The organism is Microbacterium sp. KU4F, from assembly GCF_056868075.1.
In genome coordinates this window covers 1,565,665-1,577,996 of record NZ_CP200324.1, presented here as the reverse complement: position 1 = coordinate 1,577,996, position 12,332 = coordinate 1,565,665, and the positions used below count along the sequence as shown (strand labels likewise).

14 protein-coding genes and 1 pseudogene are annotated in these 12,332 nt (G+C 69.8%); 9 read left to right on the top strand and 6 right to left on the bottom strand.

Translation table 11 applies throughout. From position 1 onward, the window contains the following. The first annotated feature begins 14 nt into the window (after window positions 1–14). From AC1VNH_RS08005 to AC1VNH_RS07995, 3 genes are all read left to right on the top strand, one after another. Window positions 15–308, top strand: coding sequence for a GNAT family N-acetyltransferase (locus AC1VNH_RS08005; protein ID WP_243233616.1), 294 nt, complete (start codon window positions 15–17; stop codon window positions 306–308). 91 nt (window positions 309–399) lie between these two features. Beyond that, window positions 400–582 carry a hypothetical protein gene (locus tag AC1VNH_RS08000; protein ID WP_243233617.1) on the top strand — a complete coding sequence of 61 codons (183 nt, stop codon included), beginning with the start codon at window positions 400–402 and terminating at the stop codon, window positions 580–582. Then, the gene (locus tag AC1VNH_RS07995; protein WP_483110778.1) at window positions 579–806 is read left to right on the top strand and encodes a hypothetical protein; all 228 of its coding nucleotides are present in this window, start codon (window positions 579–581) and stop codon (window positions 804–806) included. The genes AC1VNH_RS08000 and AC1VNH_RS07995 overlap by 4 nt, the downstream gene beginning before the upstream one ends. Before the next feature lie 3 nt (window positions 807–809). Here the strand turns inward: AC1VNH_RS07995 and AC1VNH_RS07990 are convergent, their stop codons facing one another. Both AC1VNH_RS07990 and AC1VNH_RS07985 read right to left on the bottom strand, forming a co-directional pair. Next, entirely contained in the window at window positions 810–1,436 is a 627-nt protein-coding gene (locus AC1VNH_RS07990) for a TetR/AcrR family transcriptional regulator (protein WP_483110776.1), read from the bottom strand. A gap of 27 nt (window positions 1,437–1,463) precedes the next feature. After that, the gene (locus AC1VNH_RS07985; RefSeq protein WP_483110774.1) at window positions 1,464–2,447 is read right to left on the bottom strand and encodes a DNA-directed RNA polymerase subunit alpha; all 984 of its coding nucleotides are present in this window, start codon (window positions 2,445–2,447) and stop codon (window positions 1,464–1,466) included. A 112-nt stretch (window positions 2,448–2,559) separates the two neighbouring features. Here AC1VNH_RS07985 and AC1VNH_RS07980 point away from each other — a divergent pair, with 112 nt between their 5' ends. Beyond that, window positions 2,560–3,393 (top strand): oxidoreductase, encoded by an 834-nt coding sequence (locus AC1VNH_RS07980; RefSeq protein WP_483110773.1) that lies wholly within the window; start codon window positions 2,560–2,562, stop codon window positions 3,391–3,393. Between the two features lie 18 nt (window positions 3,394–3,411). On the opposite strand, the gene AC1VNH_RS07975 is transcribed toward AC1VNH_RS07980, so the two are convergent. Next, window positions 3,412–3,900, bottom strand: a complete 489-nt coding sequence (locus tag AC1VNH_RS07975; protein ID WP_483110772.1) for an 8-oxo-dGTP diphosphatase — start codon at window positions 3,898–3,900, stop codon at window positions 3,412–3,414. 82 nt (window positions 3,901–3,982) lie between these two features. Here AC1VNH_RS07975 and AC1VNH_RS07970 point away from each other — a divergent pair, with 82 nt between their 5' ends. The 4 genes and pseudogenes from AC1VNH_RS07970 (at window position 3,983) to AC1VNH_RS07955 (ending at window position 9,856) form a co-directional block, all read left to right on the top strand. Continuing rightward, a complete protein-coding gene (locus AC1VNH_RS07970; RefSeq protein ID WP_483110771.1) occupies window positions 3,983–5,143 on the top strand; it encodes an exonuclease SbcCD subunit D in 1,161 nt (386 codons plus the stop codon). After that, window positions 5,140–8,097, top strand: a complete 2,958-nt coding sequence (locus AC1VNH_RS07965) for an AAA family ATPase (protein ID WP_483110770.1) — start codon at window positions 5,140–5,142, stop codon at window positions 8,095–8,097. The genes AC1VNH_RS07970 and AC1VNH_RS07965 overlap by 4 nt, the downstream gene beginning before the upstream one ends. 73 nt (window positions 8,098–8,170) lie before the next feature. Further along, on the top strand, window positions 8,171–8,350 hold the full coding sequence (locus tag AC1VNH_RS07960) for a hypothetical protein (RefSeq protein ID WP_243233624.1): 180 nt from the start codon (window positions 8,171–8,173) through the stop codon (window positions 8,348–8,350). 2 nt (window positions 8,351–8,352) lie between these two features. Continuing rightward, window positions 8,353–9,856, top strand: a pseudogene (locus AC1VNH_RS07955) (MFS transporter). A gap of 7 nt (window positions 9,857–9,863) precedes the next feature. Here the strand turns inward: AC1VNH_RS07955 and AC1VNH_RS07950 are convergent. From AC1VNH_RS07950 to AC1VNH_RS07940, 3 genes are read right to left on the bottom strand one after another with little or no spacing between them, the layout of a single operon-like run. Next, a complete protein-coding gene (locus tag AC1VNH_RS07950; RefSeq protein ID WP_483110769.1) occupies window positions 9,864–10,421 on the bottom strand; it encodes a phosphorylase family protein in 558 nt (185 codons plus the stop codon). Continuing rightward, window positions 10,421–10,564, bottom strand: coding sequence for a hypothetical protein (locus AC1VNH_RS07945; protein WP_161594077.1), 144 nt, complete (start codon window positions 10,562–10,564; stop codon window positions 10,421–10,423). Before AC1VNH_RS07945 ends, AC1VNH_RS07950 begins: the two co-directional genes overlap by 1 nt. A 58-nt stretch (window positions 10,565–10,622) precedes the next feature. Next, the gene (locus tag AC1VNH_RS07940; protein WP_483110768.1) at window positions 10,623–11,573 is read right to left on the bottom strand and encodes an aldo/keto reductase; all 951 of its coding nucleotides are present in this window, start codon (window positions 11,571–11,573) and stop codon (window positions 10,623–10,625) included. A gap of 177 nt (window positions 11,574–11,750) precedes the next feature. Here AC1VNH_RS07940 and AC1VNH_RS07935 point away from each other — a divergent pair, with 177 nt between their 5' ends. Then, the gene (locus tag AC1VNH_RS07935) at window positions 11,751–12,329 is read left to right on the top strand and encodes a hypothetical protein (RefSeq protein ID WP_243233630.1); all 579 of its coding nucleotides are present in this window, start codon (window positions 11,751–11,753) and stop codon (window positions 12,327–12,329) included. Window positions 12,330–12,332 lie beyond the last annotated feature (3 nt).

Here is a 12,332-nt window from a genome sequence, read left to right as displayed (position 1 = left end):
CGTAGCCTGGCGGGGTGACCGAGTTCCGCTTCGAAGACCAGACGGATGCGTCCCGTTACGCCCTGTACCTCGGCGACGACCTCGTGAGCGTCCTGGACTACCGCGACGACGGACGAAGCGTCTCGATGACGCGCGCCTTCACCGTGCCCAGCTTCCGTGGCCACGGTTACGCGGGCGAGATCGTCGAGCGGGCGGTGAGCCTGCTCGAGAAGGCGGGCGATCGTCAGATCGTGCCGATGTGCTGGTACGTCGCCGACTGGTTCGCCGCTCATCCCGAGCGTGCGGGCATCCTCCAGCAGCGCGTCTGACCGCTCTACCGTCGCCGTTCACGGGCGTCAATCCCCTGAGCCTGCGCCTGCGCGTTCCGGGATGCTGGGACCCGAGGAAAGGGAGTGCGGCATGGACGATCGTGATCTGCCCGAGGGCGTGATCAACGCCGACCCGCCCGGCGGCTGGGAGGGCACCTCCGACGAGGAGGCCGCAGAGCAGAACGAGCGCGCCGAGGCATCGCCCGAACTCGTGGAGTCCGACGAGCCGTCGCAGGGCGCCGACCCCGACCTGACGAGCGGAGACAGCGAATGAGCACCGGATCGTTCCCCGAGGGCACGCAGGACGAGCCCGTGATGGACCAGCACATCGCCACGCGACAGGACAAGGTCGACGGGATCATCGCCCAGACGCGTGTCGATGTCAGGGGTCTGCCTCTCGAACGCGTCGCGGAGGTGCTGCGTCAGCGGTTCGCGGACGCAGCCATCGAGACCGATGACGACGAGCTCACGAGCCTCGCGGAGCAGGTCAACGCCTGACTCTCACGCGGCGGGCGTTCCCGGCGTCTCGGCCACGGGCTGCGCGACGAGAGAATCAGCGCAGTAGAGCGCGATCAGATCGAAGACCCCCTGGAGTCCCTGCTGCAGCAGGGCACTGGACAGCTCAGGGTCGTCGATGGCTCGAGAGAGCTGCAGCGTGCCGATCATGGATGCGAACAGCCCCGCGGCACGCACGCGGGCGTCCTCTGCGGGCAGGAATGCGGCGACGTCGTCGATCATCGCGAGCATGCCCGAGGTGTAGTGGTGCCGCGTCCGTGCGCTGCTGTGGACGACGTCCTCGAGCAGTGCTGCCGAGGGGCAGCCGCCTTCGTGGTCTGCGCGGTGCTCGGGCGACAGGTAGACGCGGGCGAACTGCTCGAAACGCTCCCGGGTGAAGGGCTCCCCGCCGTAGGACTCGCGCTGTCGCTGCAGCTGATCGCTGACCACCGCGCAGACGAGATCCTCCTTCGACTCGAAGTGGGCGTAGAACGCGCCGTTGGTCAGTGACGCGTCGGACATGAGTGCGGATATCCCCGCTCCGTCGACGCCTTCGCGTTTGAAGCGGCGGCCGGCGCGATCGATGATGCGCTGTCGCGTGGCTTCTTTGTGGGCGCTGTTGTACCGGGCCATCAGATCTCCAGGATCGCACGCTCGGTGTCAGAAGACGCTCGCGTCGAGCCCGCCGAAGGATGCGGAGCCGAAGCCGGGTGCGGGGTCCTTCAGCGTCAGGCCGAGTGCGGCGAGCTTGTCTGCGACCTCATCGGCGGACTTCTGTCCGAAGTTGCGGATGGTCATGAGCTGCGCTTCCGAGAGGGCGACGAGGTCGGCCACCGTGCGCACCCCGAACCGTCTGAGGCTGTTGTGCGAGCGGACCGACAGATTCAGATCATCGATGGGTATCGAGAGTTCGTCGGCGGGGCGTTCGATCGGTGGGGTGCCGAGCTCGATGCCTTCCGCCTCGACATTCAGGTCCCGAGCGAGGCCGAACAATTCGGTGAGCGTTCGTCCGGCGGATGCGACGGCGTCGCGGGGGAGGATGGATGGCTTGGTCTCGACGTCCAGGACGAGTTTGTCGAAGTCGGTGCGCGCGCCCGCGCGGGTCGCGTCGACGCGGTACGCGACCCTGAGGACCGGTGAGTAGATGGAGTCGATGGGGATGTGGCCGGCATCGGCGTACTCGTCGCGGTTCTGCGCGGCCGAGACATAGCCGCGACCGCGCTCGATCGTCAGCTCGAGTTCGAGTCTCGCGTTGTCACCCAGGGTCGCGATCACGAGTTCAGGGTTGTGTATCACGACCCCGGCGGGGGTGGAGATGTCGGCGGCGGTGACGTGGCCGACACCGATCTTGCGCAGGTGCGCGGTGACCGGTTCGTCGTGTTCGCTGGACAGCACCAATTGTTTGATGTTGTGGATGATCTCGGTGACATCCTCCTTCACTCCCGCGATGGTGCTGAACTCGTGGGGCACGCCGGGGATGCGGATGCCGGTCACCGCAGCACCCGGGATGGACGACAGGAGGCTGCGTCGCAGGGCGTTTCCAAGGGTGTAGCCGAAGCCGGGTTCGAGGGGATCGAGGAAGAACCGACTCCGGAAAGCCCCTCGGGCTTGCTCTGTCAGGGCCGGTCGCTGCGCGATGAGCACGATGGATTCCTTCCGGTGGGAGGTCCGCGGACGTCGTGCGGTCGCGGTGCCGCATGTGATTAAATTATGATCATAATTCAATTGGGTGGCAACGAGTGAGAGGCGCAAGCGGATGAGCGAGCGAATCGAGAAGGCGCGGCGTGTGGCAGTGGTCACCGGAGCGAGCGGAGGCATCGGGCAGGCGAGTGCACACGCCCTCCGCGAGGCCGGCTACACCGTCGTGGGCACCAGCCGCAATGGCGACTCGGATGCGGGCGCTGCCGGCAACGAGGGGCGCCTTGCCCGGCTGGACGTCGCCGACGACCGGTCGGTCGAGGCTCTCGTCGCCGACGTCTTCGCGACGTTCGGTCGAATCGACGTGCTGGTGAACAACGCCGGCGCGGGACTGGCGGGCGCTGCGGAGGAGGCGTCGATCGCCCAGGTTCAGCAGACGATCGACATCAACCTGACAGGGGTGATCCGGATGGCCAACGCAGTCCTGCCCCACATGCGTGACGCGGGCCGTGGACGCATCGTCAACATCTCCTCCGTGCTCGGCGTCATCCCCGCGCCGTTCATGGCTCTGTACGCAGCGACGAAGTTCGCCGTCGAGGGCTACTCGGAGTCTCTCGATCACGAGGTGCGCACGCACGGCATCCGGGTCTGCCTTGTCGAGCCCGGTTACACCAAGACCGGGTTCGAAGCGAACACGCGCTGGGGCGACACGCCGCTTCCCGCCTTCGCACAGCAGCGAGCATCCGTGCGCAAGGTTCTCGCAGAGGCGATGCGCACCGCCGACGCGCCGGAGGTGGTCGCCGACGTCGTCCTGACAGCGGCGACGGTCGCCAACCCCAAGGTGCGCTACACCGCCGGTCGGACCGCGAAAGCCGGCAGCCTCCTGCGACGCCTGGCGCCCGCATCCGTGTTCGACGCGCAGATCCGCAAGCTCAACGGGCTGACGGCGTAGGGCGAGGACGCCCGGCGCTCACGCGGCGGGCGTGCCCGGCGACTCGGCCACGACCGTCGCGAGGTCGTCACCGAACGTGTAGCCGCCGTACGCCGTGCCGCCGCGAAGCACCGCGGGCAGCCAGCGGCGAGCGTCGTCCCACATCCGCTCGTACGGCACCTCGTCGAGGCCGAACCAGGCCGGCACGATCTCGTCCGTCTCGACGGGCTCCGCCACCGGTGCTCGGTAGACGAAGACGTGCGAGCGCTGCGACCAGCTGTCGCGTGAGGGGAATCGGTAGACGAGTCGGCCCACCGGCTCCAGGAGCGCGGGGTCGATCTCGAGCCCCGTCTCCTCCCGGACCTCCCGCACGGCCGCGTCGACGACGCTCTCGCCCGGTTCGGTGTTGCCGCCGATGCCCACAACACGACCCAGTCCCATGCCCGTGCGCTTGTAGCCGAGCAGCACCTGCGCATCCTGCGCATGACCGCGCAGGATGTAGACGACGCAGACGTCGCGGATGGCCATGTCCGTCACCTTACGGCGGCAATGTTTCGGAACTGTGGCGAGCATCCGACGCCGTGTCCGAGGCCGACCGTACCGTGAACACATGCGGATCCTGCACACCTCCGACTGGCACATCGGGCGTACCTTCCACGGCTACACCACGATCGACGCCCTGCGCGGTGTGCTGGCCGAGATGGTGTCGATCGTGCGAGACGAATCGGTCGACCTCGTCATCGTGGCCGGCGATGTCTTCGACTCGGCAGCCCCTGCGCCCGAGTGCTACACGGTGCTGACAGACGCCCTCGTCGGGCTGCGCGAGGCCGGGGCGCAGGTGATCGTCACCAGCGGCAACCACGACTCGGCCGCACGCCTCGGGTTCCAGGCCCGGCTGCTGCGCGACGGCATCCACGTTCTCACCGATCCCACCCGCCTGGCCGCGCCCATCACGGTGCACGACGAGCACGGCCCGGTGCACGTCTACGGCATCCCCTACCTCGCCCCCGCGCAGGTACGTCATCTGTGGCCGGAGGCCGAGCTGCGCACCCAGGCGCAGACCCTTCAGCACGCGATGGATCTGGTGCGCGCCGACCGCGGTGAGCGCGGGGGCCGCTCCGTCGTCATCTCACACTGCTTCGCGGCGGGGATCGAGGCGACGCCGGGGCTCGAACGCGAGATCCGGCAGGGCTCCCTCGATGTGGTGCCGCCGTCGGTGTTCGACGGGCCCGACTACGTCGCGCTCGGCCACATCCACGGGCGTCAGCAGCTCAGCGACCGGGTGCGCTACGCCGGGGCGCCGCTGCACTACGGCTTCGGCGAGAAGGGGCGCCGCCGGGGCGTCTGGATCGTCGACCTCGACGAGACGGGGCTCGCGTCGGTCGCCTGGCGCGATGTGAGCATCCCGCGCCGTCTCGAGGTGCTGCGTGCGCCGCTCGACGACCTGCTGACCGATCCGCGCTTCGTCGACGCCGAGTCGTCATGGGTGAGCGCCGAGTACACCGACGCGCTGCCGCAGCGCGACGTCATGCGCCGGCTGCAGCAGCGGTTCCCGTTCTGCGCGAATGTGGCGCACGTCCCCGACCGCGCGGATGTCGGAGTTCTCGCCAGCTACGCGCAGCGCGTTCGTCAGGCACGCAACGACCGCGAGCTCATCGACGCGTTCCTCGGGCACGTCCGCGAGGGCGAAGCCGCATCGCCCGCCGAAGCGGAGCTGCTGCGCACCACGCTCGCCGAGAAGCAGGACGCCCTCGCCGAGGCCGGGGCGTGAGGCTCCACCGGCTCGAACTGGCGGGTTTCGGTCCGTTCCGCGATCGGCAGATCGTCGACTTCGACGCGTTCGCCGACGACGGCATCTTCCTCATCACCGGCCGTACGGGTGCCGGGAAGTCGAGCGTCCTCGACGGTGTCGCATTCGCGCTCTACGGCAACGTCCCGCGTTACGACGGTCCCGACAAACGTCTGCGCAGCGACCATGCGTCGCCCGACGACCCCACCGAGGTGAGCCTCGAGTTCACGGTGGGTGAGATGCGCTGGAAGGTCGTCCGCTCGCCCGAGTATGCGCGCCCGAAGCTGCGCGGCGGCGGGATGACGACAGAGCCCGCGCGCGCCGAACTGTTCGAGCTCGTCGACGAGGCCTGGATCGGTCGCGCCTCCCGACCGCGGGATGTCGCCGAGATCCTCGATCGGGTGCTGGGACTGAATCTGCAGCAGTTCCAACAGGTCATCCTGCTGGCGCAGAACAAGTTCTCCCGTTTCCTGCTGGCACGAAACGACGAGCGCCAGGCACTGCTGCGCACCCTGTTCGGCACTCGGCGCTACGAGGACTACGCCCGCGAGCTCGACGACCGGCGGCGCGAGACGCAGCAGAAGCTGAGTGAGCGGGGCGTGCACGCCGAGGCGCTGCTGACCGAAGCCGAGCTGCTGATCGACGACGAGGCCGAGGTTCCCGCATCCGATGATCTCGCCGCGCGGCGAGAGGCGGTGCGCACCGCGGCGGAGCGGGCGCGCTACCGGGTCGAGACAGCCGAGATCGCGCGGGCGAAGGCCGACGAGGTGTGGACCGCGGCCGCCGCCGACCTCGCGCTGCGCGAGCGCCAGCTTCAGGCGCAACGCGCCCGTGACGAAGCGGATGCCCGGCTCGCGGCGCTCGAGTCCGAGGCCGACAGCGTCGCGCAAGCACGCCTCGAACGTGATCGCGCGGTCGCCGCCGAGGCGCTGCGCGGTGCCATCGAACGCGCTGCCCGGACGGGTCTCGTCGCCCGGGCCGCCGAGACCGAGGCCGCAGCAGCCGATGAAGAGTGGCTCGCTGCCGGTGAGGACGCGGACGCGGATCTCGACGCGGCCGAGGAAGAGCTCACTGGCGAGCTCGCCCGGGTCGACGCCGCGGCCGAGAACGAGCGTCAGCTCGAGACGCTGGATGCGGAGCTCGTGCTCGCACACGGTGCCCTCGCCGATGCCGGGGAGGCGCTGCAAAGCCTGACAGCCGAGACGACCGAAGCGCCGGTCCGCCGTGAGGCCCTGCTCGCCGCCCGCGCCGAAGCCGCCGCGCAGGCGAGCCGGATCGTCGAGGGGGAGAGGGCCGTCGAGGCCGCTCGGCTCCGGCAGGAGGCGGGCAAGCGGGCGTCGGCTACGGACGCACGACTCACCGCCGCCGAGGCCGCCTACACCGCCGCGCTCGACGCGTCGGCTGCGGCATCCGCGGCGCTCGCGCGTCTGATGCGTCGACGCGTCGCGGAGCGCGCGGGCGAACTCGCGGCGGCACTGGTGCCCGGCGAGCCCTGTGCCGTCTGCGGTTCCACGGAGCACCCGCATCCCGCGCCGCGCGCCCACGACGCCGTGACCGACGAGACGATCGCCGAGACCGAAGCGACCGTCATGCGAGCGCGCGCAGAGGAGACACGTGCGGCGGAGGAGGCCCGTGGTCTGCGCGACGAGCTCACCGACGCCCGCTCCGTGGCGGGAGGCGCCGACGCCGAAGAGCTCGACCGGGCACTCGCCGACGCCCAGGAGGCGTTGCAGCGGGCACGTGACGCCGAGACGCGTCTCGATGGGATCGAACGCGACCTCGCACTGATCGACACGCAGCAGGTCGAACTCGCCGCGGCGGTCGAGAGCGCGACGGCCGAGGAACGGGAAGCGGCCACGCGTGTCACCGCGCTGGCGGCGCGCCGGGAGGAGATCGCGCAGACCGTCGAGCGTGCGCGCGAAGAGTTCGAGAGCGTGGCCGACCGCCGCGCGGCGCTCATCGCACGACGAGAGCGGGTACGTCGTCGGCGCAGCGCGCGGGCGGCGCTCGGCATCGCCCAGGAAGCGGCGGATGTCGCGGTGGCCGAGGTCACCGAGGGAGCCGAGCGGGCAGGATTCGCCGACCCGTTGGACGCTGCCGATGCCCTGCGCTCGCGCGCCGACACGGCGGCGCTCGTCGACCGGGTCCAGACGCACGAGCGCGATCTCGCGCTGGTACGAGCGCGCCTGCTCGACCTGCAGCTCGAGCTGGCAGGCGTGCCGGAGGGGCTCGTCGAGGTCGATCTGGCGCGGCAAAAGGCTGAGGAGGCGGACCGGGCGCGCGGGCACGCGATCGCGGAACTCAGCCGGGCCCAATCGACGGCGGATCGGCTGTCCGATCTCGTCGGGCGCATCGACGACGCCTACGCGTCGGTGGCCGAACTCGCCCACGAGACGGCGGTGGTCACGCGTCTGGCCGACACCCTGCTCGGGCGCGCACCGAACACGCGGCGGATGACCCTCGAAACGTTCGTGCTCGCGGCCGAGCTGGAGGAGATCGTCATCGCGGCCAACGTTCGCCTGGCCGAGATGTCGGCGGGCCGGTACACCCTCCACCACTCCGATGCGCTGGCCGCTCGCGGCGCCGCATCCGGACTCGGGATCGAGGTCATGGACGCGTTCACCGGCCAGCTGCGCCCGCCGCAGTCGCTCTCGGGCGGCGAGACGTTCCTCGCATCGCTGTCGCTCGCGCTGGGGTTGGCCGAGGTCGTCACCGCTCGTGCCGGCGGAATGCGGCTCGACACCCTCTTCATCGACGAGGGATTCGGGTCGCTCGACGCCGAGACGCTCGAACTCGCGATGAGCGTCCTCGACGAGCTTCGCGCAGGGGGTCGGACGGTGGGAGTGATCAGCCACGTCGAGGCGATGAAGGACCAGCTGCCCGCTCAGCTGACGATCGAGGCGACGCCACAGGGACCGAGCGTCATCCGGCAGTGATGACGACGATCGACGAACCGTCGTGCGACGCAAGCCGGGGCCCCGAGTCGCCAAGCGCGCCTAAGGTGGACGGGTGAGCAAGAACACCCTGTGGACGGTGCTGGCCGTCATCGCATCGATCGTGATCGGCTGGTTCCTCGTCAACCTGCTCTTCTCGGTGATCGCCTTCGTCTTCAAGCTCGTCATCGTCGCCGCCGTCGCGCTCGTCGTCTTCCTCGTGCTGCGCTCGGCCCTCAGCCGCAGCGGGGACTGAGCGTGGCGGCCGACGGCACATCCGAGGCGCACCCGGTCACGACCGACATCCCGCTGAGCTCCGCCGCGCGCTGGCGCGCCTTCTGGGTGTGCGTCGCGGTCGCCGGTCTCACGATCCTCGATCTGTCCAAGGTCAATGTGGCGTTGCCCTCGATCGAGACGGCCTTCTCCGCCGGCGCGACCGAGCTGGCAGCTCATCGTCTCCGGCTACGTGCTCACCTTCGGGCTGTTCCTCGTGCCGATGGGACGCATCGGCGACCAGCGCTCCCGCCGTGCCCTGTTCCTGATCGGGCTCACGCTGTTCACGGCCATGAGCGTGATCTGCGCGCTCGCGCCGAACTCCACGGTGCTCCTGGTCGCACGCCTCCTGCAGGGCGCGGCCGCCGGCATCCAGATGCCGCAGGTGCTCGGTCTCATCCAGCAGCTCTTCCAGGGCAAGGAGCGCGGCCGCGCGTTCGGGCTGTTCGGCGCCACGATCGGTGTGGCGACCGCGTTCGGGCCGACGCTCGGCGGTCTGCTCATCGCCGTGGGCGGCGCTCAGGACGGGTGGCGGTGGATCTTCTGGATGAACCTGCCCCTCGGGCTGATCGCCATTCTGCTGGCGGCGCTCCTCCTCCCGGCCACCCGCACCCGCTCGCACCGCAAGCTCGCCCTCGACCCGGTCGGCGTGCTCCTGTTCGCCCTCACGGTGATCTCGCTCATGTGGCCGTTCCTGTTCACCACGGGGGCGCCCGGGGACGACCCGCGACGGTGGTGGCTGCTCGTGCTGTTCGTGCTCTTCGCCGCCGCGTTCGTGGCGTGGGAGCAGCGCTACACCCGCATCGGCAAGCAGCCGCTCATCCCGCTGAAGCTCTTCCGGATCGGCTCGTACCGCAACGGCACGCTCCTGCAGACGACGTACTTCGCCGCCGTGCCGTCGATGTTCCTCATGACCACGCTCTATCTACAGAGCGGTCTGCACATCGAACCCGTCTTCGCGGGAATGGTCACGATCGGATTCGCGCTCGCGAGCGCCGTCTCCTCCTACATCGGAGGGTCGCTCGTCGTGCGGTTCGGCAGGCCCGTCGTCGTCGTGGGGCTCGGCGTGATGCTGGCCTGCGTCGCGGGCCTCGTCGCCACCGCACTCTATGTGCCCGACGCCGTCACGCCGTTCGTCATGGCGGGCGCGATGCTTCTCGGAGGTATCGGCGGCGGCCTCGTGGTCTCGCCAAACCAGACCCTCACCCTCGCCGATATCCCCGTGCGCGAGGGCGGGCTCGCGGGCTCGGTCGGCCAGCTCGGCCAGCGGATCGGCACGGCAGTGGGCACGGCGGTGGCGCTCGCGCTCTTCTACGCGACGGTCTATCGCGAAGACGGCCACGCCGCCGAGGATGCGGTCGTGTTCCACGACGCGTACGGATTCGGGATGGTGACCGTCGCGCTGTTCCTCGCGGTGGCGTTCGTCATCGCCGTGGCAGACCTCGGTGCCAGGCGTCGCTCCCAGAAGGTGGCCGACGCCGCATCCTGATCCGGGATCAGACCCCGTAGTCGGAGCGGATGCGCTCGCGCAGGATGTGGCTGCAGGCGGTCACGGCCGCGTCCCAGTCGGTCATCGCATCGTCCTGGGCATTGTCGGAGACCGCCTTGAGCACACGGATCGGCACACCGAACTCGGCGGCGACCCAGAAGTACGCGTACGTCTCCATGTCGACGAGGCCGGCGCCCAGCGACCGGATGAGCTTCACGGTCTCGGCGTCGTCGACGAACGAATCGCCCGTCGCGATGACGACACCCTCACGATCGTGACCGACCCTCTCGGGGAGCGAGAGGTGCTGACCGACGACGCCGTCGGGGTCTGTCACGTCGTGCTGGATCGCGCCGGCGATCTCGTGCAGGTCGCCCTGCAGCAGCGGATCGATGCAGCCGGCAGTGCCGACGACGACGATCTCCTCGTAGTCGGCGGCGCTGAGCGCGCGCGTGAGGTTGACTGCGGCCGGCAGCTTGCCGGGCCCGGTGATGAGCCGGTCGAAGCCCTCGAGCTCTGCGGGGAAGGCGACGACCTCGCTCTCGAGCGCCGCGACGAGCAGGCGCATCAGTTGCCGCCTCCGCTGACGATGCCGATGATCCCCGAGATGAGGAAGAAGAGGCCGACGCCGGCGACGGCGATCCAGATGCCGATGCGGGTGGCGGAGGGCTTGCCCTGGTCGTCGCTGGGACCGGAACCGAAAAGACTCACCCTGCGAGCGTAGACGAGCCCGCGACGATCGTGGTCGTCGCGGGCTCGTCCGGCGTGCTCAGGAGGAGGGTTGCCAGGCGGAGAGGCGGTCGAGCTCCGCGATCTGCTCGCTGGTCAGCACGACGCCGACGCTCGTGAGCAGGTCAGGGACCTGCGATGCGCGGGAGGCGCTCGCGATGGGGGCCACGACAGTGGGCCGCTGGCGGAGCCAGGCCAATGCCGTCGCTGCGATCGACGTGCCGTGCTCGGCGCCGATGCGCTCGAGGGCGTCGATGATCGCGAGTCCCTGCGGCGTCGCGTACTTGGCGGCGCCCTCGGCGCGCGGGGAACCCGTCCCCGCCGCATCCGCCGACCGGTACTTGCCCGTCAGGAACCCCGAGGCCAGTCCGTAGTAGGGCACGAGCGCGAGGTCGAACTCCTCGGCGACGGGGATGATGTGCTCCTCCACGTCGTTGCGGTGCACGAGGTTGTAGTGCGGCTGCACGGCGATCGGGAGCGGCCCGCCGGCCGCCTGCGCGAGCTCGATCCACTCGCGGATGCGGTCGCCCGAGTAGTTCGAGACGGCGGTGTAGCGGACGAGGCCGTCGTTGACCAGGTCGGTGAAGGCGGCGACGGTCTCCTCGAGAGGCGTCTCGGGGTCGTCGAAGTGGGCGTAGTAGAGGTCGATCGTGTCGACGCCGAGTCGCTTCAGCGACGCCTCCGCGGCCGCACGGATGTTCTTCGCGGACAAGCCGCGGAACTCCGGGTGCTGGCTCACCTTGGTGGCGATGACGATGTCGCGGGGCTTGCGCGCGGCCAACCACTCGCCGATGAGCGTCTCGCTCTCTCCTCCGCTGTTGCCCGGCACCCACGCGCTGTAGGCGTCGGCGGTGTCGATGAAGTTGCCGCCGCCGTCGTGGAACGTGTCGAGGATCTCGAAGGAGGCGTCACGGTCGGCCGTCCAGCCGAACACGTTGCCGCCGAGGGAGAGTCCGAAGACGTCGAGGTCGCTGCGTCCGATGCGGGTCATGATGTCCTTTCGTCGCTGCTGCGCACGTTCAGTGTGCGCGCACTCCCTATGGACAAGAGGGGGATACCGCCGTCCATTCCCATTACTTCCGGGATCGGCCGATCGCCGCGTGGCGGGCCCGGGCTAGGGTCGAAGACAGGGCGCAGACGGCTGTGCCCGCGAACTCGGGAGGCAGCGATGGAATCGGTCGTTCTCGACACCCCGGCGGGAATCGACGCTCGACTCGGGTGGGACCCCTCGGTCACCGCGCACGACCGCAAACGTCTGCTCGCCCGGGCGATCATCGGTGCGCGACTCGGCGTCGACCCGGCCTCCGTGCGCATCGAACGCGAAGCGCCCACGACGTTCGGTCACCACACGCGACTCATCGCCTCGCTCGACGGCGAGGAGCTCGATCTCGTCGTGACGGTCGCCGAGTACCGCGCGGCCAACGTCGTCGCGGTCAGTGAACCCGGCGTCCGCGTGGGCATCGACCTGCGCGACCTGCACCCCGACACGCACACCCGCGCCGTGATGCGGGCGCAGAGCCAGATGTGGGAGGGCGCGACCGATCTCGACCTGCTCACCCACTGGAGCCGCGCGCAGGCGGTGCTGGCCGCGGACGGGCGCGGGCCGCGCCTGTCGGCCACTGCCGTGAAGCTCGACCAGGGCGGCCACCGCGGGTGGGTGCGGGATCGGCCGACGAGCTACACGATCCAGGATCTGTCCCGGAACGCCTTCGTGATCACGCTCGCCTGGGCTCCCGAAGAGGACTGATCC

Coding starts and splice junctions, on each gene's coding strand:
- AC1VNH_RS07995 (WP_483110778.1), top strand. CDS start 579: ATGAGCACCGGATCGTTCCCCGAGGGCACGCAGGACGAGCCCGTGATG.
- AC1VNH_RS07935 (WP_243233630.1), top strand. CDS start 11,751: ATGGAATCGGTCGTTCTCGACACCCCGGCGGGAATCGACGCTCGACTC.
- AC1VNH_RS08000 (WP_243233617.1), top strand. CDS start 400: ATGGACGATCGTGATCTGCCCGAGGGCGTGATCAACGCCGACCCGCCC.
- AC1VNH_RS07980 (WP_483110773.1), top strand. CDS start 2,560: ATGAGCGAGCGAATCGAGAAGGCGCGGCGTGTGGCAGTGGTCACCGGA.
- AC1VNH_RS07950 (WP_483110769.1), bottom strand. CDS start 10,421: ATGCGCCTGCTCGTCGCGGCGCTCGAGAGCGAGGTCGTCGCCTTCCCC.
- AC1VNH_RS07940 (WP_483110768.1), bottom strand. CDS start 11,573: ATGACCCGCATCGGACGCAGCGACCTCGACGTCTTCGGACTCTCCCTC.
- AC1VNH_RS07990 (WP_483110776.1), bottom strand. CDS start 1,436: ATGGCCCGGTACAACAGCGCCCACAAAGAAGCCACGCGACAGCGCATC.
- AC1VNH_RS07975 (WP_483110772.1), bottom strand. CDS start 3,900: ATGGCCATCCGCGACGTCTGCGTCGTCTACATCCTGCGCGGTCATGCG.
- AC1VNH_RS07970 (WP_483110771.1), top strand. CDS start 3,983: ATGCGGATCCTGCACACCTCCGACTGGCACATCGGGCGTACCTTCCAC.